Genomic DNA, 20,842 nt, shown 5'->3' with positions numbered 1-20,842 from the left:
AGACCAATACACCTCTCGCGTCCGGCGGCCGAGTCGGACACAGCATAGCCACACCTACATAGCCGCTGCCGACCGTCGCCGAGGTGTGCGCCACGACACACCAACTCTATCGCAACGGAATCGTAATGCCCATGTAGTCCGTTACGGACGTGTATCGCCGGATCTGTCCGCACCCGCGACGACCTGCGCAATTGCCGGTCCGGACGTGGCTACCGCCACAGCGGAGAGCATCTCCTGGTGGGTGGCCTCGACCGGGTGGTCAGCAATGATCCCGCTGACGTACGGGCGCCATCGCGAGGCCCCGTCCCCCAACTTTGGGGGGGTCCGCAGGGCGGTGAAATAGGTCAGATCTCCGTCGAATCGTGCGGGTTCGAGTTCGGTGAGAAGCGCCACCGAGCGCAGTGCGCCGCGGTACATGCCCACGAACTGCGCGCGCGAGATCGGCGTGTCCGCGGCGAGTGTTGTGTGCAGTGATTCCAGTGCCTCGTCGCCGAGTTCGGTGAGTTGGCTGGGCAGTTGCCGCTCGGGTATGCCGAGTTCGGTGAGCACGTGCCGCAATTCGGTGGCGAAGTCGGCGAGTGCGGCGCCGGGGAGGCTGTCGAGCATCGTCAACGACGCCACCGTCTCGCCCTCGGCTTGCAAGCGGGTCGCCACGGCCTGCGCCAGCACGCCGCCGAGGGACCAGCCGAGCAGCTGATAGGGGCCATGGGGCTGGACGCCGCGGATTTCGGCCAGGTAGCGGTCGACCAGCTCCTCGGCTGAGGCGGGCCGGAATTCCGGATCGCTCAGTGCCGGCGACTGGATGCCGACCACGGGCTGATCCTCGGGCAGGTGCGGCACCAGGCTCGCGTAGGCCCAGGCCAGACCCGAGACGGGGTGCACACAGATCAGCGGCGGGCGGGTGCCACGGCGGGCGATCGGCAGCACGACCGCGAGTGCTGCTTCGAGGTCGGCCGCGTCCGCGGGGCCGTCGCTGATTCTGGTAGCGAGGCCGGCGACGGTCGGGTCGGCGAAGAACGCGGCGACGGTGAGCTCCACGCCGGTGTGTTCGCGCAGGTGGTGCACGACGCGGGTGGCCAGCAGTGAGTTGCCGCCGAGAGCGAAGAAGTCGTCGTCGAGGCCGGGGTTCCGCGCGCCGAGGACCTCGGTGAAGACGGCGGCTACGGCGATCTCGTGCTCGGTCCCGGGGGCGCGGTAGCGGCGGGGTTCGAGCACCGGCGCCGGAAGGGCGGGCCGGTCGAGCTTGCCGTTCGCGTTCAGCGGGAGGCGGTCGAGCACGACGAAGGCCGAGGGGACCATGTAGGACGGGAGTACCTGCGCCACCGCGGCTTTGGCCTGCGCGGTGGTGAGCGCCCCGCCGGGCGCGGGGACGACATAGGCAACCAGCCGGTCACCGAGTTGGGGGTCGGTCGTGGCGACGACCGCTGCCTGGGCGATCCGCGGTGCGGCGAGCAGGGCTGCTTCGATCTCACCGAGTTCGATGCGGAATCCGCGGATCTTGACCTGGAAGTCGGTGCGACCGCGGTAGTCGAGTTCGCCGTCAGCGGTCCAGGCGACGAGATCACCGGTGCGATACATGCGGGCGCCGAGCTCGGAGAACGGGTCGGCGACGAAGCGGTCCGCGGTGAGGTCGGGTCGGCCGAAATACCCGCGGGCGAGCTGCGCGCCCGCCAGATACAGCTCTCCCGCGACACCTACCGGGACCGGACGCAGACGGGCGTCGAGGACGTAGACCCGGCTGTTCCGTTCGGGCCGGCCGATCGGGACCGTGGTGCGATCGGCGGTGGTGACGCGGTGGTCGGTGATGGAGACCGCGGCCTCGGTCGGGCCGTACAGGTTGTGCAGCGCCGCCGGGTTCGTCGCCAGGAACCGCTGGGCGGTGGCGGCGGGCAGCGCCTCGCCGATGGCGAGCACGCGCCGCAGCGACTTCGGCAGGGCACCGGCGGATTCGGTGAGCAGCGCATCGAGCATCGACGGCACCGCGTGCAGGGTGGTCACCGAGTGCGCGGCGAGCACGCGGAGCAGGTAGGCGGGGTCGCGATAGCCTTCTGGAGCGGTGATCACCAGGCGCCCACCGCAGATCGCGGCCGACCAGAATTCCCAGACCGACAGGTCGAAGGTGGCGGCGGTCTTCAACAGGACCGAGTCGTCGCGGCCGAGGCCGAACGCTTCTGTCTTCCACCGCAGCTGGTTGACGATGGCGGCGTGCGAGACGGCGACGCCCTTCGGCTTGCCGGTCGAGCCGGAGGTGAAGATGACGTAGGCGGTGTTCCCGGACCGCAACACACCGATGCGCTCGCTCGCCGCGATCGGGTCGGCTGATACCGCCGACAGGTCCAGGGTGTCGACGGCGATCACCGGCGCACCCCGTGTCGCGTCGACGCCGGCGGTGAAACCGTCGCGCGTGGTGCTCAGTACGCAGGTCGGGGCAGCGGTCGCGAGCACATGCGATACCCGATCGGCGGGCTGGCCGGGATCGACGGGAACGTAGGCGGCGCCCGCCTGCGTCACCGCGTACATGGCGACGACCAGCTCGGTCGAGCGTCGCATCGCCAAGGCGACCCGGTCCTCGACGCCGACACCCTGCGCGATGAGGTGTCGCGCCAGCTGATTCACGCGCGCCGCGAAGCCGCGATAGGTGAGCGTGGCGCCGTCGGCGTCGACGAGCGCCACACCGTCCGGGTTCGCGGCCGCGGTGTCGGCGAACAGGGCGGCGAGCGTCGTGGCCGGGGTGGTGTGGCCGGTCGCGTTCCAGTCGTGCAGGATTCGCGCACGCTCGGCATCGGAGAGCAGGTCGATCTCGTCGACGGCGCTGCCCGGCGCGGCGGCGATCGCGGTGAGCACTCGCGCGAAGCGATCCGCGTAGGACTGTGCGGTCGACTCGTCGAAAAGGTCCGTGGCGTAGGTGAACACGCCGCTGATCCCCTGCGCCACGCCGTCACTGTCGTAGCCGTCGGCGACGATGGCGTGCAGATCGAACTGGGACACCGCGAGGTCCACGTCGACGCCCTCGACCGCGGTCTCGCCGAGTTCCAGGCCGGAGCGGCTGAGGTTCTGGAAGGACAGGCCGACCTGGAACAGCGGGTGGCGGGCAGTGGAGCGGGCGGGGTTGATCGCCTCGACCAGCCGCTCGAACGGCAGGTCCGCGTTCGCGAAGACCTGGAGGTCGGTATCGCGCTGGCGGGCGAGCAGTTCGGTGAACGACTCACCGGTTCGCAGCGTGGTGCGAAAGACCAAGGTGTTGACGAACATGCCGATCAGGTCGTCGAGCGCGGCCTCGCCACGACCCGCGACGGGGGTACCGACCGCCAGATCGTCGGTGCCCGCGAGCCTGGCCAGCGTCACCGCGAGGGCGGTGTGCACGACCATGAACAGCGTCGCGCCCTGATCGCGCGCCACAGCCAGCAGGGCACGATGGGTTTCGGCGTCGACCTCGATCGGGACGCGACCACCGGCGAAGGACTGCACGGCGGGACGCGGCCGGTCGGCGGGCAGGTCGAGCTGGTCGGGCAGCCCGGCCAGCGCGTCACGCCAGTAGGCGAGCTGGGCCGAGGCCAGCGACCGCGGGTCGTCCTCACTGCCGAGCAGGGCCCGCTGCCACAAGGCGTAGTCGGCGTACTGCACGGCCAGCGGCGCCCACTCCGGCGCGTCACCCGCCGAGCGGGCCGCGTAGGCGAGCATGAGATCCCTGGTGAGCGGGGCGAGTGAGGACCCGTCGCCGGCGATGTGGTGCACGACCACCGCGAGCACCGCTTCGTCGCCGCCGAGCTCGAACAACGCGACCCGCAACGGCACCTGGCCGCGCACATCGAACCCCGACGAACCGAACTCGCGCATGGCGGCGGTGAGCTGCTCGGGCGCGATCGAGCGCACCTCGAGCCTCGGCGTCGCCTCGGTCCCGGTCAGGATCTGCTGGATCGGCCCGTCGTCGGTCTCGGGGTAGATCGTGCGCAAGGTCTCGTGCCGGGCGACGAGGTCGGCGACGGCGGCGCGCAGGGCTTCGACATCGATGGCCCCGTGCAGCCGCACCGCCATCGGAATGTTGTAGGCGACCGATCCCGGGTCGAACTGATTGAGGAACCACATCCGCTGCTGGGCCAGCGACAGCGGAATCCGTGCGGGCCGCTCCCCCGCGGTCAGCGCGGGACGTGCACCCGCACCGGCGGATTCGGCGAGTCGCCGGGCCAGCGTTTCCACCGTCGACGCCTCGAACAGCAGCCGGACCGGAAACGCGGTGTCCAGCGCGGCGCCGAGGCGGGCGGCGACCTGGGTGGCCATCAGTGAGTTGCCGCCGAGGGCGAAGAAGTCGTCGTCGAGGCCGAGCTGCGTGTCGCCGAGATCGAGCACCTGAACGAAGGTGCCTGCCACGATCTCCTCGACCGCCGTGGTGGGAGCACGGAATTCGGCGTGTTCGAGGATCGGTGCGGGCAGCGCCCTTCGATCGAGTTTGCCGACCGGGGTGAGCGGGATGGTGTCGAGCTCCATCAGCACGGTCGGCACCATGTGCGCGGGCAGACTGCGCTCGGCGAAGGCGGTGAGCGCGGCGGTGTCGACGGTCGCACCCGGAGCCGCGTGCACGTAGGACACCAGAATGGTGGCGCCGCTGTCGAGTTCGTGACCGATGGTGGCGGCGAAGTCGAGGCTCTCGTGGGCCGAGAGCACCGCGTCGATCTCACCGAGCTCGATGCGGAAACCACGGATCTTGACCTGGAAGTCGTTGCGGCCCACATAATCCAACGCGCCATCGGCGGTCCAGCGGACCAGATCACCGGTGCGGTAGAGGCGAGAACCGGCCGGGTCGAACGGATTCGCGACATAGCGCGAGGCGGTCAGGCCCGGGCGGGCGTGGTAGCCGCGGGTCAGCTGGGCGCCGGTGATGTAGAGCTCGCCGGTGACGCCGGGCGGAACGGGGCCGAGCCGGTCGTCGAGGACGTATTCGGCGACCCCGTTGATCGGGCCGCCGATGGTCATCGGGTCGCCCGGTTTCAGCGGCACACTGATGTTGGTGACGATGGTCGTCTCGGTGGGCCCGTACACGTTGTGGAATTCGCGCAGGGTGCCGTCGGCGAGCGGAATCGCCCAGCGCCGCAGCAGATCCGGTGCAACAGCCTCGCCACCCACCGCCACCACCCGGAAGTCGTCGAGCCCGTCCGGGTCGATCGAGGCCAGCGCGGCCGGAGTGATGAACGCGTGGCTCGCCCGTTCCCGCCGCAGCAGCGCGGCCAGATCGTCGCCGCCGTACACACTCGGGTCGACGATCACCATCGTGGCGCCCGCGCCGATCGCCAGCAGCAGCTCCAGCAGCGAGGCATCGAAGGACGGCGACGCGAAATGCAGCGTGCGCGAGGTGGATTCGACACCGTAATGGCGACGCTGCTCCTCGCTGAACCCCGCGAGCCCGGCCTGCGTCACCGCGACGCCCTTCGGCAGGCCGGTGGAGCCGGAGGTGTAGATGAGGTACGCGAGATCCTCGGCCCGCACCGGACGAAGCCGGTCGGCGGAGGTGATCGCCTCGCCGGAGAGGTCGTCGAAGGGGTTCGCCTGGTCGCCGCCGTCGAGTGGGAGCCATTGCACCTGCGCGGGAAGTCCGGCAGCCACAGCCGCGACGGTCAGCCCGAAGACCGCGCCGGAGTCGGTGACCATGTGCGCCACCCGGTCCGGTGGGTAGTTCGGGTCGACGGGGACGAAGCCCGCTCCGGTCTTGGTGACGGCCCACACGGCGAGGACCGATTCGATGGAGCGCGGGATTCCGATGGCGACCAAGTCGCCCGCGCCGATGCCACGACCGATCAGAAAGCGGGCGATGCGGTTCGAACGCTCGTCGAGTTCGGCGTAGGTGAGGCTGCCGAGGGTGCGGGCGGCGTCGGCGAGGACGACCGCGAGACCGTCGGGGTTGGTCTCGACCGCGGTGGCCAGCAGCTGTGCCAACGCGGTGACGCGCGGGCGACGCGTACGAACCGGTCGGGTTCTTGCCGGTCGTGTCATAGCTGTTCCACCTCACCCATCACCGAAACTTGTTGTCCCGCAGCGGAGCCCCGCGCCGCGAGCGCCGCTCACGCCACCGGGGCGCGCAGATCTCCGAGTACCAGCACTGCCTCGGCCGCTCCCGGATTGCCGGGTGCGGCATCGTCGGCGATCAGCGCCCGCAGATCACCGAGCTCGGCGGTATCGAGCGCCTCGATCCCCACCCGGTCACCGAACAAGTGGGTCACCCACTCCTCGGCCAGTGACGCCGACAATCCGTTGGCTACCCCGGTGTCCGCGACGCCGGGCACCAGCACCATCGATGCGCCCGCAACGCCCGCGGCCACCGGCTCGACCAGAGCAGTGAAGCTGTCGGCCGAGCCGTAGCCGAAGGTGCGGGCTTCGAAGGTCAGGTCGGTGCCGGCGCGTACCTGCGCACCCGCCGTGGCGAGTTCGTCGTAACTGCGGGTGCCGTCGGCGCCGACGAAGGCCGGGTCACCGCCGCGCAGGGCTCGGGTCCGGTCGGCGTATGTGACCGGACGCGCCGACTGAGTGGACAGTTCGGTCTTGATCGCCGGGTCGTCGAGCGAGATCCAGTCGACACCGCGAGGTTCGCCGACGGTGATACTCAGTTTCGCGGCGGGTTCGGCGGGCGACTCGGTGCCGGTCACCGGGACCACGGCCGCGCCTGCCTTGAGGATCGCCCAGACCGCGACGGCCCAGTCGACGCCACGCGGAAGATCAACGGCCACACCGTCTCCTGGCCCGAAGCCGCGCCCGATCAGCAGGCGGGCCAGGCGGGCGGAGCGGGCGTCGAGCTGCTCGAAGGTCAGCGCGTCGTCGCCCCAGACCAGCGCGGGGCCGTCGGGGTCGTCCTCGGCGGCGGCGGTGAAAGCCTGCGCCAGAGTGGTGCCGCCCGACGGGGTGCTCGGCGCGGGCGCCTTGGCCGCGCCGGCGAGCAGCCGGGTGCGTTCGGACTCGTCGAGGATGTCGATGTCGCCGATACGGATCTGCGGGTCGGCGGCGACGGCGGTCAGGATGCGGGCGAAGCGGGCGCCGATGCTGCGCACGGTGGCCTCGTCGAACAGGTCGGTGGCGTAGTTGAACAGCGTGACCAGCTCGTCGGGGTCACCGGCGGCGGTGAAGCGCGGTTCGACGTCCACCTGCAGGTCGAACTTGGCGGCGATCGCGGTGTCCAGCGCGTTCACGGTGAGGCCGGGCAGTTCGAGCGCGGCCGCCTCGTTGTTGCTGAAGGTGAGCGCCACCTGGAACAGCGGGCTCTGCGCACTGCCCCGGCCCGGTGCGACGACCTCGGCGACCCGCTCGAACGGCAGGTCGGCATTGGCGAACGCGCCGAGGTCGGTCTCCCGCGCCACGTCCACGGCCTCGTCGAAGGAACCGGCCGGATCGAGAACGGTGCGCAGGGTCAAGGTGTTGACGAACATGCCGACCAGCTCGTCGAGCGCCCGCTCACCGCGCCCGGCGACAGCGGTGCCGATGGCGATGTCGGAGGTGCCCGACAAGCGGCCGAGCAGCACGGCCAGCGCCGCGTGCACGACCATGAACAGCGACGACTTGTGCTCGCGCGCCAAGTGATTGAGGGCGGCGTGCACCTCGGCCGGCAACCGCAGCTCGGACGTGGCGCCGCGCAGGGTCGGTACCGAGGGCCGCGGGCGGTCCTGCGGCAGCTCCAGCAGCGGTGGCACGTCGGCCAGCTGGGTGCGCCAGTAGTCGAGCTGGGCGGCGGCCAGGGATTCCGGCTGCTCGTCGTCGCCGACGACCGCCCGCTGCCACAGCGCGAAGTCCGCGTACTGCACTTCCAGCGGCGTCCACGCCGGGCTCTGGTGCGCGGCACGCGCCACGTAAGCGGTCATCAGATCGCGAGCGAGCGGGGCCAAGGACGCGCCGTCGGCCGAAATATGGTGCACCACGACAACAAGCAGCCACTCGGCCGAAGTCCCGTCGGTGAGCAACCGCGCACGCAGCGGAACCTCCCGCGTCACATCGAAGCCGGCGCCGGCCAATTCGCCTGCACGAGTGAGGATATCGGTGGTCGTCTCGACCTGGAGCCCCTCGGGCAGCACATCGGCCACGGAGAGGATCTCCTGGAAGGGACTGCCGTCGGACACCGGGAAGAAGGTGCGCAGCGATTCGTGTCTGCCGAGCACGTCGGTGACAGCGGCGCCGAGCGCGGCGATGTCGAGCTCGCCGGTGAGGCGGATCGCGAAGGGGATGTTGTAGGAGCCCGAGGCGGGGTCGACCTGGTTGACCACCCACATGCGCTGCTGAGCCAGCGACAGCGGAATGCGCTGCGGCCGTTCGGCGGCGACCAGCGGCGGGCGGGCGGCGGCACCGCTCGCACCACCGACGCGCGCGGCCAGAGCCGACACGGTGGGCGTCTCGAACAGGTCGCGAATGGCCAGGTGGGCGTCGAGCGCCTCGTTGATGCGGGCGATCGCCCGGGTGGCGAGCAGCGAGTTGCCGCCGAGCGCGAAGTAGTCGTCGTCGGCGCCGACGCGGGCCATGCCGAGCAGTTCCGCGAAGACCCCGGCGACGATCTCCTCGGCGGGGCTGGTGGGAGCGCGGAATTCGCCCGCGGTGAACGCGGGGGCGGGCAGCGCCTTGCGGTCGAGCTTGCCGCTCGGATTCAGCGGGAAGCCGTCCAGCACCGTGACGACGGTCGGAACCATGTAGGTAGGCAGCGAGTCCGCCACGGCCGTACGCAGCGCTGCGGGGTCGGGCTCCTCGCCGGGCCGCGCCACCACATACGCCACCAGGTGCTGGCCGGACGCGGTGTCGAGTACCAGGGCCACGGCCTGGCTGATCGCCTCCTGTGCGAGCAGGGCGGTCTCGATCTCACCGAGCTCGATGCGCTGACCGCGGAACTTCACCTGGAAGTCGGTGCGGCCCAGGTATTCCAGCGCGGGCTCGGCCGAGGATCCACCCCAGCGGACGAGGTCGCCGGAGCGATACATCCGCGCGCCGGGCTCGAAGGGGTTGGCCACGAACCGATCCGCGGTCAGACCGGGACGGGCGACATAGCCGCGCGCGAGCTGGTCGCCGGCGAGGTACAGCTCGCCGACCACTCCGGCAGGCACCGCGCGCAGGCGTGAATCCAGCACGTAGACACGGGTGTTCCACTCCGGCACGCCCATCGGCACCGAACCGCGGTCGGAATCGCTCGCGGGCCATCGCGTCACGGTGACAGCAGCCTCGGTGGGCCCGTACAGGTTGTGCACCGCCGCCGTGGACACGCGGGCCACGTCGGCCACGGTCTCGGTGGGCAGCGCCTCCCCGGCGGCGAACACCGCCCGCAGACTGGGAATCGCACCGGCGGTGGTGTGCGCGGCGAAGACCGACAGCATCGACGGCACGAAGTCGGTGAGCGTCACGCCCTGTGCCGCGATCGTTTCGGCGAGATACAGCGGGTCGCGATGTCCGTCGTGGGTCGACACGACCATCTTCGCGCCGGTCCGCAGCGGCAGGAAGTAGCCCCACAGCGACACATCGAACGTGGCGGGCGTCTTCTGCAGATACACATCCGACGGGCCGATCCCGTACTCGGCGCCCATGTAGACCATCTGGTTGACGATCGCCGCGTGCGACACCGCCACCCCCTTGGGGCGCCCGGTGGAACCGGAGGTGAAGATGACATAGGCCGGGTTCTCGGGCCGGACCGGCCGAGCCAGCTCGACGGGGGCAGCCGAGAACTCCTCGAGCGCAACAGAATCCACCAGGATCACCGGCACACCCGCGGGCACCTCGATCGCATCCGCGGTGGTGCTCAGCACCGCGGCGGGCGCGGCGGTGTCGAGAATGTGGGCGATGCGATCGGCCGGATGGTCCGGGTCGATCGGCACATACGCACCGCCGGCGGTCACGATCGCGTACATCCCGACCACCAGATCGAGCGAGCGCCGAACGGCGAGGCCGACCAGGGATTCGGGACCGACACCGTGCGTCACCAGCAGCCGGGCGAGGCGGTTGACCCGTTCGTCGAACTCCCGATAGGTCAGCTCGGCGCCCTCGTACGCGACAGCGACAGCATCGGGGTGCGCGGCCACCGCACGTCGATAGCCGTCGAGCAACAATTCCGGCGCGAGGTCATGGCGAGTGTCGTTCCACTGCACCAGGATCCGGTCCAGCTCGGCGGGCTCCATGAGCTCGATCGCACCGAGCGGCCCGGCGGGCGCGGCGACGATCGCGGCCAGCAATCGCTGGAACCGATCGGCGAACCCGGCGACGGTCTCGGCGTCGAACAGATCGGTGGCGTAGGTGAGCCCGACCGCGATGCCGTGCGGCGCACCGTGGCGATCGGTGTCCTCCACCATCTCGAACTGCAGGTCGAACTTGGCGAACGGAATGGTCATCTCGACGCCCGCGACGGTCAGACCGGGCAGCTCCAGTGCCGTGCGCGCCATGTTCTGGAAGGCGAGCATCACCTGGAACAGCGGGTGCCGCGCGGTCGAACGAGCCGGGTCGAGCAGCTCGACCAATCGCTCGAACGGCACATCGGCGTGACCGAAGGCCGCGACGTCGACCGCACGGGTCGAGGCGAGCAGTTCTTCGAAGCTGTCCGCCGGGTCGACCTCGGTGCGCAGCACCAGGGTGTTGACGAACATGCCGATCAGGTCGTCGAGGGCGGCGTCGCCACGACCCGCGACGGGGGTGCCGATGGCGATGTCGCTGCTGCCCGACAGCCGGGCCAGCAGCGCCGACAGCGCGGCGTGCACCACCATGAACAACGTCGAATTGTGTGCGCGCGCAATCTGATCCAGCCCGGCGTGGACCTCGGCCGGGATGCGGAAGTCCAGGCTCGCACCCCGGTAGGAGGCGGTGGCGGGCCGCGGCCGGTCGGTGGGCAATTCGAGCTGGTCGGGCACACCGGCGAGCTGGGTGCGCCAGAAGTCGATCTGCTGGGTCAGGATCGACTCCGGGTCGTCCTCGGTCCCGAGCACGGCCCGCTGCCAGAGCGTGAAATCGGCGTACTGGACGGCCAATTCGGGCCAGCCCGGCGCGTTACCCGCGCTGCGCTGAACGTAGGCGGTCATCAGGTCGCGGGTGAGCGGGCCCATCGACACACCGTCACCGGCGATGTGGTGCATCACGCAGACCAGTACGTGCTCGGTCGCGCTCAGTCGCAGCAGCCGCAGGCGCAGCGGCGGAGCCACGGTGACATCGAATCCCGCGCTGACGGTCTCGGTGACCAGGGCCGCGATCGCGTCCTCGCCTGCCTCGTCGGCCGCCAGAGCGGGCACGGCGCGCGGGTCCGACAGCGGCAGCACCAGCTGCGTGCCGACCCCGTCGACCGGCGGATACATCGTGCGCAGCACCTCGTGGCGGGCCACCAGGTCGGCGACCGCGACACGCAACGCGTCGACATCGAGCGCGCCCGACAGGCGCACCGCGATCGGCATGTTGTTCACAGCGCTGGCCGGATCGAACTGGTTGAGGAACCACATCCGCTGCTGGGCGAACGACAGCGGGATCGAGTCGGGGCGCTGCTGCGCGACCAGCTCCTGGCCGGAACCGGTGCCGATATGACGTTCGACGCGTTCGGCCAGCCCCGAGACCGTGCTGACCTCGAACAGCACCTGCACCGGAATCCTGGTGTCGAGCGCGGCGCCGATGCGCGTGGCGGCCTGCGCGGCCAGCAGCGAGTTGCCGCCAAGCTCGAAGAAGTCGTCGTCGGCACCGACCCGGATCTCGTCCGGCGCACCGGCGGTGAGCAGTTCGGCGAAGATGTCGGCCACCACCTGCTGCACCGGAGTCACCGGCGCGCGGAACTCACGCACCGCGAAAACGGGCTCGGGCAACGCCTTTCGGTCCAGCTTGCCCACCGGCGTCAGCGGGATCCGGTCCAGCACCATGATCGCGGCCGGAATCATGTAGCCGGGCAACGATTCCGCGAGGAACGCGTCGAGCGCGGTCACCTCGACCGTGGCGCCGGAGCGGGGCATCACATACGAAACCAAAGCTGTCACACCGGAAGGCAGCGTCTTGCCGAGCGTGGCCGCGAAGTCGATGTCGGGGTGCGCGGTAAGCGCGTTGTCGATCTCACCGAGCTCGATCCGGAAACCGCGGATCTTCACCTGGAAGTCCGAGCGCCCCATGTATTCGATGACGCCGTCACCGGATTCGCTGCGCCGCACCAGGTCTCCGGTGCGGTACAGGCGGGCGTTCGCGTCACCGGATTCGGCGCCGAACGGGCTGGCGACGAAACGTTCCGCGGTCAGCGCGGGGCGGTTCAGGTAACCCTGTGCCAGCGCGGGACCCGACAGATACAGCTCGCCGATCACACCCGCGGGCACCGGCCGCAGCCGCGAATCCAGCACGAACGCACCGACACCGGCGATCGCGGCACCGATCGTCACCGGCGCGGCCGGATCCATCGGCGCGGTGCTGGTGGCCAGGATGGTGGCCTCGGTGGGGCCGTAGCCGTTGTAGAACTCACGCTCGCCCACGGCCCAGCGGCCGACCAGTTCCGGACCGAACTTGTCACCGGCGACGACCACTACGCGCAGGTCGTCCAGGTCCGCCGAATCCACCGATTCCAGCGCGCCCGGGGTGATGAGCATGTGCGAAACCTGTTCGCGACGCAGCAGTTCCGCGAGCTCGAAACCACCGAACACACCGGGCGGCGCGATCACCAGGGTGGCGCCCGCGGAGAAGGTGAGCAGCAGTTCGAGCACCGACACGTCGAAGTTCGGCGAACACACGTGCAGCACGCGCGAGTCGACGGCGACGCGGTAGTGCGCGCGCTCGGCGGCGACCAGACCGGCCAGACCGGTGTGGGTCACCACGACGCCCTTGGGCTTGCCGGTGGAGCCCGAGGTGTAGATCACGTAGGCCGGGTGCCGCTCGTCGAGGGTGCGGATCCGGTCGGTGTAGGAGATCGGGTGCGCGGGCTGAGCCGCGATCGTGGTGGCCGTCTCGGCGTCGTCGAGCTCGAGCCAGGTCAGCGCCGTACCGAGGACGTCGCGGTGCGCGGCGGTGGTGAGTCCGAGCACCGCGCCGGAGTCGGACACGATGTGCGCGATGCGGTCGGCCGGGTAGTTGGGGTCCACCGGGACGTAGGCGGCGCCGGTCTTGGCGATCGCCCACACCGCGAGCACGGAGTCGATCGACCGGGCGATGCCGATGGCGACGACGTCGCCGGGGCCGATGCCACGAGCGATGAGCGTGCGAGCCAGCTGCGAGGACCGCTGATCGAACTCGGAGTAGGTGAGCTGACGCTGGTCGGCCGGGTCACCGGACGGGTTGAACCGGACCGCGACCCGATCGGCGGCCGATTCGACCGCTCCCGTCAGCAACTGCCCGAATGTCGGACTGCTCGACCGGCGACGGCGATTACCGCGGGCAGAACGACGGGCAGTTTCCATTCGAGTTCATTCACCTCTCATCGCGTCTGCACGTGCGGCTGCCCCGCACCGTGCAGATCGAGTCATCATATAGACCGGTCACACAATGTCCGAGTCAGCGTGCCCCCGGTGCTCGGGGCCCAGAGGACTATCGGCCCGGCCCTGGAACGTGTTGCCCCCACGAACGGCAAAGTGACGGGGCTCATAAGAACCACCGTCACTCGCTAACGCTGTCAAAGCACACCGCGTACACCGCCCCTTAGGGAGGGGCGCGCCAGCGCTCCAGAAACTCAGTGCGCGGAAGGGCCCCATTCCAGCGGCACGCCCTTGGAAGCGAGATACGGAATCGGGTCCATCTTGGCGCCGCCCTGATCCCAGATCTCGAGGTGCAGGTGCGGGCCGGTGGACTGGCCACGGTTGCCGACGGTCGCGATGACCTGGCCCGCGTTGACCCGCTGGCCTTCGCTGACCAGCATTTCGTTGACGTGGCCGTAGACGCCGGTGGTGCCGTCGTCGTGCAGCACCCGCACCCACAGGCCGAAGCCCGACGCCGGGCCCGCCTCGATGACGGTGCCGTTGGACACGGACTTGATCGGGGCGCCGATCGAGTCGGCGAAGTCGAGGCCGTAGTGCATGGCACCCCAGCGCGAGCCGAAGCCGGAGCTGATCGGGCCCGCGACCGGGCGGGTGGCCTGCGGCGGCGCGACCTGGTGCTGGATGCCCTGGAGGATGTCCTCGACCTGCGACAGCGGGCCGGAGATCTCGGGGGGCAGGTTGCCGATTCCGAAGGGCGCGGCCACGGGGGCGGCGATCGGCGCGGCGACCGCGGTCACCGGCGCGGGGGTCTCGACGTGCGCGGCGACTTCCTGCGCGGCGACGAGGTCGACATCCTGGCGGGCCGACTCGGGAACGACCGATTCCTCGACGCTGTCGTCGTGGGTCGGCAGCAGCGGCGCGGCGAAGGCCAGGGCCGGGGCGATCTGAGCGGTGACGCCGACCAACGCGCCCGCGGCGACCGCGGCACTGGCGGCGACCCGGACACGATCGGAACGCGACGCCTCGGCGCGGTGCCTGCTCCTGCTCGGGCTCCGGCCATCCGCGTGCGCAAGCAGGGCCTGCACGGAGATGGATTCGGGACCCACACGGTGCTGCGACAAGATCTCGTCCTAGCGTCCGACAACAAGGAAACGAAACCGGTCTGCGACCGGCCCGGAGACCACCTGGGTGTTCTCCGATGCCGAACTATGTGTAACGGTTCGGCATACGTTGTGACGCGAACTCTACTCGGCCGTGACCATTCCGCAACCTTCTGTCACGAAATCGCAGGTAAATGACGTGCCGCACAGTAACGATCACAGTGTCCGATCCACCACACGCGCTGTCACCGGGCCTGAACACGGTCCCGACCGACCAGACTCGACCCATGGTGATCGAGACCTTGACCGTCCCCATCGTCGCCGCGCCCATGGCGGGCGGCCCGTCCACACCCGAGTTGGTGGTCGCCGTCGCGGCCGCGGGCGGTTTCGGCCAGCTCGCCGCCGGATACCTCGGCACCGAGGCGGTGGCAGCGCAGATCGAGGCGACGAGAGCCGCCACCACGGCGCCGTTCGGGGTGAACCTGTTCGCGCCCGGCGTGGTGGCCGATCCAGCCGGCTACGCGACCTACCTCGCCGAACTCGGCGCCGAATTCCCGATCGGCACCCCTGAGCACGACACCGACGGATGGGACGACAAGCTCGATCTGCTGGTGGCCGATCCGGTCGCCGTGGTCTCGACGACCTTCGGCTGCCCCAGTGCGGTGGAGGTGGACCGGCTGCACGCGGTCGGCTCGGAGGTGTGGGTCACGGTCACCTCCCCCGCCGAGGCACTGATCGCCGTCGACGCGGGCGCCGACGTATTGATCGCCCAGGGCGCCGAGGCCGGTGGGCACCGCGCGAGCTTCCTCGACGATCCCGCCGACGACCCGATCGACCCACCCGGTCTGCTGACCCTGATCCAGCTGCTCACCGCCGTCACCTCCCGCCCGCTCGTCGCGGCGGGCGGGATCGCCACCGGCGCCGGCGTGGCCGGGGTGCTGGCGGCTGGTGCGTCGGCGGCGCAGATCGGCACCGCGCTGCTGCGCTGCCCGGAAGCCGGCACCAACGCCGTGCATCGGGGTGCGATCGGGACGCCGGAACCGACGATGCTCACGCGCGCGTTCACCGGACGTCGCGCTCGCGGGATCCGCAACCGTTTCCTCGTCGACCACACCGCCGACGCGCCCGCCGCCTACCCCGAAATCCATTACGCCACCGCCCCCTTGCGGGCCGCCGCGCGGGCGGGCGGCAACACCGACGAAGTGAATCTGTGGGCGGGGCAAGCGCACTCGCTGAGCACCGGGCAACCGGCAAGCGAACTGGTCACCGACCTCGCCGCCGACGCGAAAAGCGCACTCCGGAAAGCACTTTCGGAACGAATCCAGGGTTATTGACAACGGATTTCGTTTAGACTCGGACCTGGCATCGCGTCCCGCCGACCACCCCCAAGCAGGAGGAGAGCCATGTCCCTCGATGTTCCCGCCGCATTACTCGAACGCGCAGAACAAGGCAATATCGACGACGCCGAATTCGTCGAATGTGTCCGTACCTCACTGCCTTACGCGTGGGAGGTGGTGAGCCGGGTGGCCGAAGACCTGCGCACCGGCACCGACGAATACGCCGACAACCGGATCCCGCCGCCGGACGAGGTGGCGCGCGGGCAGCTGCTGCGCGCCCTGGCCTCCGACGCCATCCGCGGCGGCCTGGAACGGCATTTCGGTGTGAAGCTGGCCTTCCAGAACTGCCATCGGGTCGCGGCGTTCCCGCTGTCGGCCGTCGGCGGGGAGACCTACACCACCTACATCAGCCCGCGTGCTCAGCTGTTGAACCAGAGCCCCGAGCTGCGCAACTGCTGATCGACGAAAAAGGCGGGCGTGGAAGCAATTCCACGCCCGCCTTGTCGTTCGTCTACACCGTGACGACGTCCAGCTCGCCCTCGGCGTACTGGGCGCGCAGGCGCTTCTTGTCGAACTTGCCGACGCTGGTCTTCGGCACCTCGGCGATGAAGGTCCAGCGCTCGGGCAGCTGCCACTTGGCGAACTTGTCGGCCAGGTAGTCGCGCAGCTCGCCCGCCTCGGCGGCAGCGCCCTCGGCCAGCACGATGGCGACCAGCGGGCGCTCGTCCCACTTCTCGTCGGGCACACCGATGACCGCGGCCTCGGCGACGGCCGCGTGGCCCATCACCGCGTTCTCCAGATCCACCGAGGAGATCCACTCACCGCCGGACTTGATGACGTCCTTGGAGCGGTCCACCAGGGTGAGGTAGCCGTTGGCGCTGATCTTGCCGACATCACCGGTACGCAGCCAGCCGTCGTCGAACTTGTCCGGGTCGATCTCCGCGCCGGTGGGCGAGTAGTAGGAGCCGGTGATCCACGCGCCGCGGACCTCGAGCTCGCCGAGCGACTCACCGTCGTTCGGGACGACCTTGCCGTCGTCGCCGACCAGCCGGGCCTCGACGTTGGCCGGGAAGCGACCCTGCGTGTAGCGGTACTCCCAGGCATCGTCATCGCTGACGCCCGCGGGCGCGTGCGCGACGCTGCCCAGCGGGGAGGTCTCGGTCATGCCCCACGCGTGCAGGATGCGCACGCCGTGCTTCTCCTCGAACGCGCGCATCATCGCGGGCGGTACCGCGGAGCCACCGACGACCGCGGTACGCAGGTGCGAGATGTCCTGCGGCGCGGCGGCCAGCGCGGCCAGCACGCCGCCCCAGATGGTGGGCACCGCGGCGGCGAAGGTCGGCTTCTCGGCCGCCATCATCTCCAGCAGCGGGCCGGGCTGCAGGAAGCGGTCCGGCATCAGGACGTTGGCGCCCGACATCAGTGCCGCGTACGGCAGGCCCCAGGCGTTGGCGTGGAACAGCGGCACGATCGCCAGCACGTAGTCCGAGCCCTGGAAACCCATGCCGTTGGGCGAGTTCACCTGCATCGCGTGCAGCCAGTTGGAGCGGTGCGAGTAGACGACGCCCTTCGGGTCGCCGGTGGTGCCGGAGGTGTAACACATCGCCGCGGCGGACCGTTCGTCGACGACCGGGAAGTCGAAGTCGGCGGACTGGGCATCGAGCAGCTCGCGGTAGGAGTGCACGGTGACACCCTCGGGCGCGGTGAGCGCGGCCGGATCGCCGTTGACGACGATCACGTGCTGCACGGTCTTCAGGTTCGGTAGGTACTGCGCGAACAGCGGCACCAGCGTGCCGTCGACGAGCACGACCTTGTCCTCGGCGTGGTTGGCGACGAAGACCAACTGCTCGGGGAACAGCCGGATGTTGAGCGCGTGCAGCACCGAGCCCATCGCGGGCACCGCGATGTAAGCGACCATGTGCTCGTTGTTGTTCCACATGAAGGTGCCGACGCGGTCACCCTCTTCGATGCCGAGACCCCGCAGCGCGTTGGCCAGCCGGGCCGAATCGGCGCCGAGCTCACGGTAGGTCATGGTGCGAACACCGTCACCGGTCCATGTGGACACAGTCGAATCGCCCTGGAAAGTTGCGGCATAGTTGAGCAGTTTGGCCAGCGAGAGCTGGTCGTCCTGCATGGTGCTCAGCATCGGTGCTCCTTCAAGTCCCTGCCGTGGCATGAGCCACGTCACAACGGATGCTACCGAAAGGTTTGGGGCTCGCAATCGTTTCCTCCGACAACATTCCTGCAGGTCGGCTCGTCGTCACACACCGGGCGGCCGCGCGTGCGGCGGCTGACCATCGGGACCCCTATGGTGCGACGGCACTCCAGGGCCGGCATGTTCGGCGTTGTGTACCGCGTCGACGACCAGGCTGCGGACGTGGTCGTTGTCGAGGCTGTAGTAGATGGTGGTCCCCTCGCGACGGGTGCGCACGAGCCTGGCCATCCGCAGTTTCGCCAGATGCTGGGACACCGAGGGCCCCGGCTTGCCGACCCGGCTCGCCAATTCGTTCACCGAGAGTTCTTGATCGGCCAGCGCCCAGAGGACCTGAACCCTCGTCGGGTCGGCCAGCATTCGGAACACCTCGACCACCAACCCCACCTGATCCTCGGCCAGGGGTGAACGAGCATCTGCATTCATGCGCAGATAATAGAGCCACGCGGGCTCGCCTCGCCAGGGTCGACGAAGTGAACGACGGATACTGTGACGAGCATGGCTGTTGACCGGATGCTGCCCACCGACGAGGCGCGCGACCTGATCGAACTGACCCGCGATATCGCCGACAAGGTGCTGGAGCCGAGGGTCGCCGAGAGCGAGAAGACCGGGGTCTTCCCCGACGGCGTCTTCCCCGCGCTCGGCGCGGCCGGGTTGCTCAGCCTGCCGTACCCGGAGGAATTCGGCGGCGGCGCACAGCCCTACGAGGTGTACCTCCAGGTCCTCGAGGAGATCGCGAGCCGCTGGGCCGCCGTCGCCGTCGCGGTGAGCGTGCACGGCCTGTCGTGCCATCCGCTGTTCACCTACGGCACCGACGAGCAGAAACAGCAGTGGCTCGAGGGCATGCTGTCGGGCGAAACCATCGGCGCCTACAGCCTTTCCGAGGCGCACGCCGGTTCCGACGCGGCCGCCCTGCGATGCCGGGCCACCCCCGTCGACGGCGGCTACAACCTCAACGGCACCAAGGCCTGGATCACCAACGGCGGCCGCGCCGACTTCTACACCCTGTTCGCCCGCACCGGCGAGGGTTCGCGCGGCATCTCCTGTTTCCTCGTCCCCGCGGGCACCGAGGGCCTGAGCTTCGGCAAGCCCGAGGAGAAGATGGGCCTGCGCGGCATCCCCACCACCACCGCCGCCTACGACGACGCGTTCCTGCCCGCCGAACGCCGCATCGGCGAAGAGGGGCAAGGACTTTCGATCGCGTTCAGCGCGCTCGACGCGGGCCGCCTCGGCATCGCCGCCGTCGCCACCGGTGTCGCCCAGCGCGCGCTCGACGAGGCCGTCGCCTACGCCAAGGAACGAGAAGCCTTCGGCCGCAAGATCATCGACCACCAGGGCCTCGGGTTCGTCCTGGCCGACATGGCCGCCGCCGTCGACACCGCCCGCGCCACCTACCTCGACGCCGCCCGCCGCCGCGACGGGGGTCTGCCGTATTCGCGCCAGGCTTCGGTCGCCAAACTGGTCGCCACCGACGCGGCCATGAAGGTGACCACCGACGCGGTCCAGGTCTTCGGTGGCTACGGCTACACCCAGGACTTCCCCGTCGAGCGCTATATGCGCGAAGCGAAGGTCATGCAGATCTTCGAGGGAACCAACCAGATCCAGCGCCTGGTCATCGCCCGCCACCTCGCCGGTAGCTAATAGGCAACGCGCTGATCAACAGCGGTCAGCGCGTTCGGGCAACCGATCAGTAAACTGGACGGCATCTCGACACCTCGACGAAATGAGGCGCGCGATGCTGTGGTGGCTGATCGTGATCGTGATCGTGTGCGTCGGTGCTCTGCTGTACCTGCGTGCCGAACAGAACAAGCGCAACGCGCGCGAGCTCGAGGAGGCGCAGGCCGACGCGCGAGTGACCATCGAGCGGCTCGGCGGACAGGTCTACCAGCTGACTCCGCGCAACGAAGCCGCACGACAGGCCCTGGCCGACGCGTCCGAACGCTACAACGCCGCAGGCGGTCAGATCGACCGCGCCGGCTCCCCCGCCCAGGCCCGGCTGGCCAAGCAGTCCGCGCTGGAGGGCCTGTATTACATTCGCGCCGCCCGCACCGCGATGGACATGGACCCCGGTCCTGCGATCCCGGCCATCGATGGCCAGGACATCGCCGGTCAGGTCGACGAGCAGCGCACCATCGCCCACAACGGCCGCTCGATCACCGCCTCCCCCGCCCCCTCCGCGGGCACACCGAACTACTTCCCCGGCGGCCGCGTGGCAGGTCGCCCCGTCCCCGCCGGTTGGTATTCCGAGCCGTGGTGGAAGCCCGCGCTCATCGCCGGAGCGTGGGGCGCGGGCTCGGCGCTGTTGTTCACGACGATGTTCGCCGGAATGGGCGGGGTCGGCTACGGCGCGCAAGCCTTCGAGGACGGCACCGGCGAAGCGGCCGTCGATCCCGGCAACGACCAGGGCGGATTCGACCCCGGCGACACCGGCGGCGACTTCGGCGGCAGCGGGGGTTATGACACCGGCGGAGGTTTCGACAGCGGTGGCGGCGGCGATTTCGGCGCCTTCTGACCCCGCCCAACGGGCCTCTGCCACCGAACCCGACCCCACGCTATACTCAGCTCGGCCAGCCCAGCCTGGCCACGCCTTCGTAGCTCAGGGGATAGAGCAACCCTCTCCTAAAGGGTAGGTCGCAGGTTCGAATCCTGCCGAGGGCACCACAGCGGCTGAGTACCGGAATCAGCTGCCCCCGCTTCGAGCGAGCGCTGTCGCAATTCCCCTACTTCCGAGCCGGCTGATTGCGCGGTATGCCGAGCTGATCGGCGAAGTTCGAGTAGTCGACTACTCTACGCCGCGACTACGCCGGACCCTATTGTTGATTCGGTACTGGA

8 protein-coding genes, 1 tRNA gene and 1 pseudogene are annotated in these 20,842 nt (G+C 69.7%); 5 read left to right on the top strand and 5 right to left on the bottom strand.

Features of this window, described 5'->3' with window-relative positions:
* Positions 1-141: 141 nt before the first annotated feature.
* The 3 genes and pseudogenes from ACFTS5_RS18010 to ACFTS5_RS18000 all read right to left on the bottom strand — a co-directional run.
* Positions 142-5,973, bottom strand: a pseudogene (locus ACFTS5_RS18010) (amino acid adenylation domain-containing protein); the annotation flags it as partial.
* A gap of 80 nt (positions 5,974-6,053) precedes the next feature.
* Positions 6,054-13,346, bottom strand: a complete 7,293-nt coding sequence (locus ACFTS5_RS18005; protein WP_378632131.1) for an amino acid adenylation domain-containing protein — start codon at positions 13,344-13,346, stop codon at positions 6,054-6,056.
* Between the two features lie 269 nt (positions 13,347-13,615).
* Positions 13,616-14,482, bottom strand: a complete 867-nt coding sequence (locus ACFTS5_RS18000; RefSeq protein ID WP_378632128.1) for a M23 family metallopeptidase — start codon at positions 14,480-14,482, stop codon at positions 13,616-13,618.
* Positions 14,483-14,748: 266 nt separating this feature from the next.
* Between ACFTS5_RS18000 and ACFTS5_RS17995 the strand changes: the two genes are divergently transcribed.
* Both ACFTS5_RS17995 and ACFTS5_RS17990 read left to right on the top strand, forming a co-directional pair.
* Positions 14,749-15,795 (top strand): NAD(P)H-dependent flavin oxidoreductase, encoded by a 1,047-nt coding sequence (locus tag ACFTS5_RS17995; RefSeq protein WP_378632126.1) that lies wholly within the window; start codon positions 14,749-14,751, stop codon positions 15,793-15,795.
* A gap of 69 nt (positions 15,796-15,864) precedes the next feature.
* Positions 15,865-16,257, top strand: coding sequence for an SCO5389 family protein (locus ACFTS5_RS17990; protein WP_378632123.1), 393 nt, complete (start codon positions 15,865-15,867; stop codon positions 16,255-16,257).
* A gap of 52 nt (positions 16,258-16,309) precedes the next feature.
* Here ACFTS5_RS17990 and ACFTS5_RS17985 read toward each other — a convergent pair whose 3' ends face one another.
* Together ACFTS5_RS17985 and ACFTS5_RS17980 are read right to left on the bottom strand one after the other, a co-directional pair.
* Positions 16,310-17,944, bottom strand: coding sequence for a long-chain fatty acid--CoA ligase (locus ACFTS5_RS17985; RefSeq protein ID WP_378632120.1), 1,635 nt, complete (start codon positions 17,942-17,944; stop codon positions 16,310-16,312).
* 114 nt (positions 17,945-18,058) lie between these two features.
* Positions 18,059-18,436, bottom strand: coding sequence for an ArsR/SmtB family transcription factor (locus ACFTS5_RS17980; protein ID WP_378632118.1), 378 nt, complete (start codon positions 18,434-18,436; stop codon positions 18,059-18,061).
* 72 nt (positions 18,437-18,508) lie between these two features.
* Here ACFTS5_RS17980 and ACFTS5_RS17975 point away from each other — a divergent pair, with 72 nt between their 5' ends.
* The 3 genes from ACFTS5_RS17975 to ACFTS5_RS17965 all read left to right on the top strand — a co-directional run bounded on the left by ACFTS5_RS17975 (position 18,509) and on the right by ACFTS5_RS17965 (position 20,671).
* Positions 18,509-19,651, top strand: coding sequence for an acyl-CoA dehydrogenase family protein (locus ACFTS5_RS17975; protein WP_378632116.1), 1,143 nt, complete (start codon positions 18,509-18,511; stop codon positions 19,649-19,651).
* Between the two features lie 94 nt (positions 19,652-19,745).
* Positions 19,746-20,522, top strand: coding sequence for a DUF1542 domain-containing protein (locus tag ACFTS5_RS17970; protein ID WP_378632113.1), 777 nt, complete (start codon positions 19,746-19,748; stop codon positions 20,520-20,522).
* Between the two features lie 73 nt (positions 20,523-20,595).
* Positions 20,596-20,671, top strand: a tRNA-Arg gene (locus tag ACFTS5_RS17965).
* Positions 20,672-20,842: the final 171 nt, after the last annotated feature.

It is taken from the genome of Nocardia sp. NPDC056952 (assembly GCF_042674185.1).
Classification (GTDB): domain Bacteria; phylum Actinomycetota; class Actinomycetes; order Mycobacteriales; family Mycobacteriaceae; genus Nocardia.
This window is presented reverse-complemented; position numbering and strand designations above follow the sequence as displayed.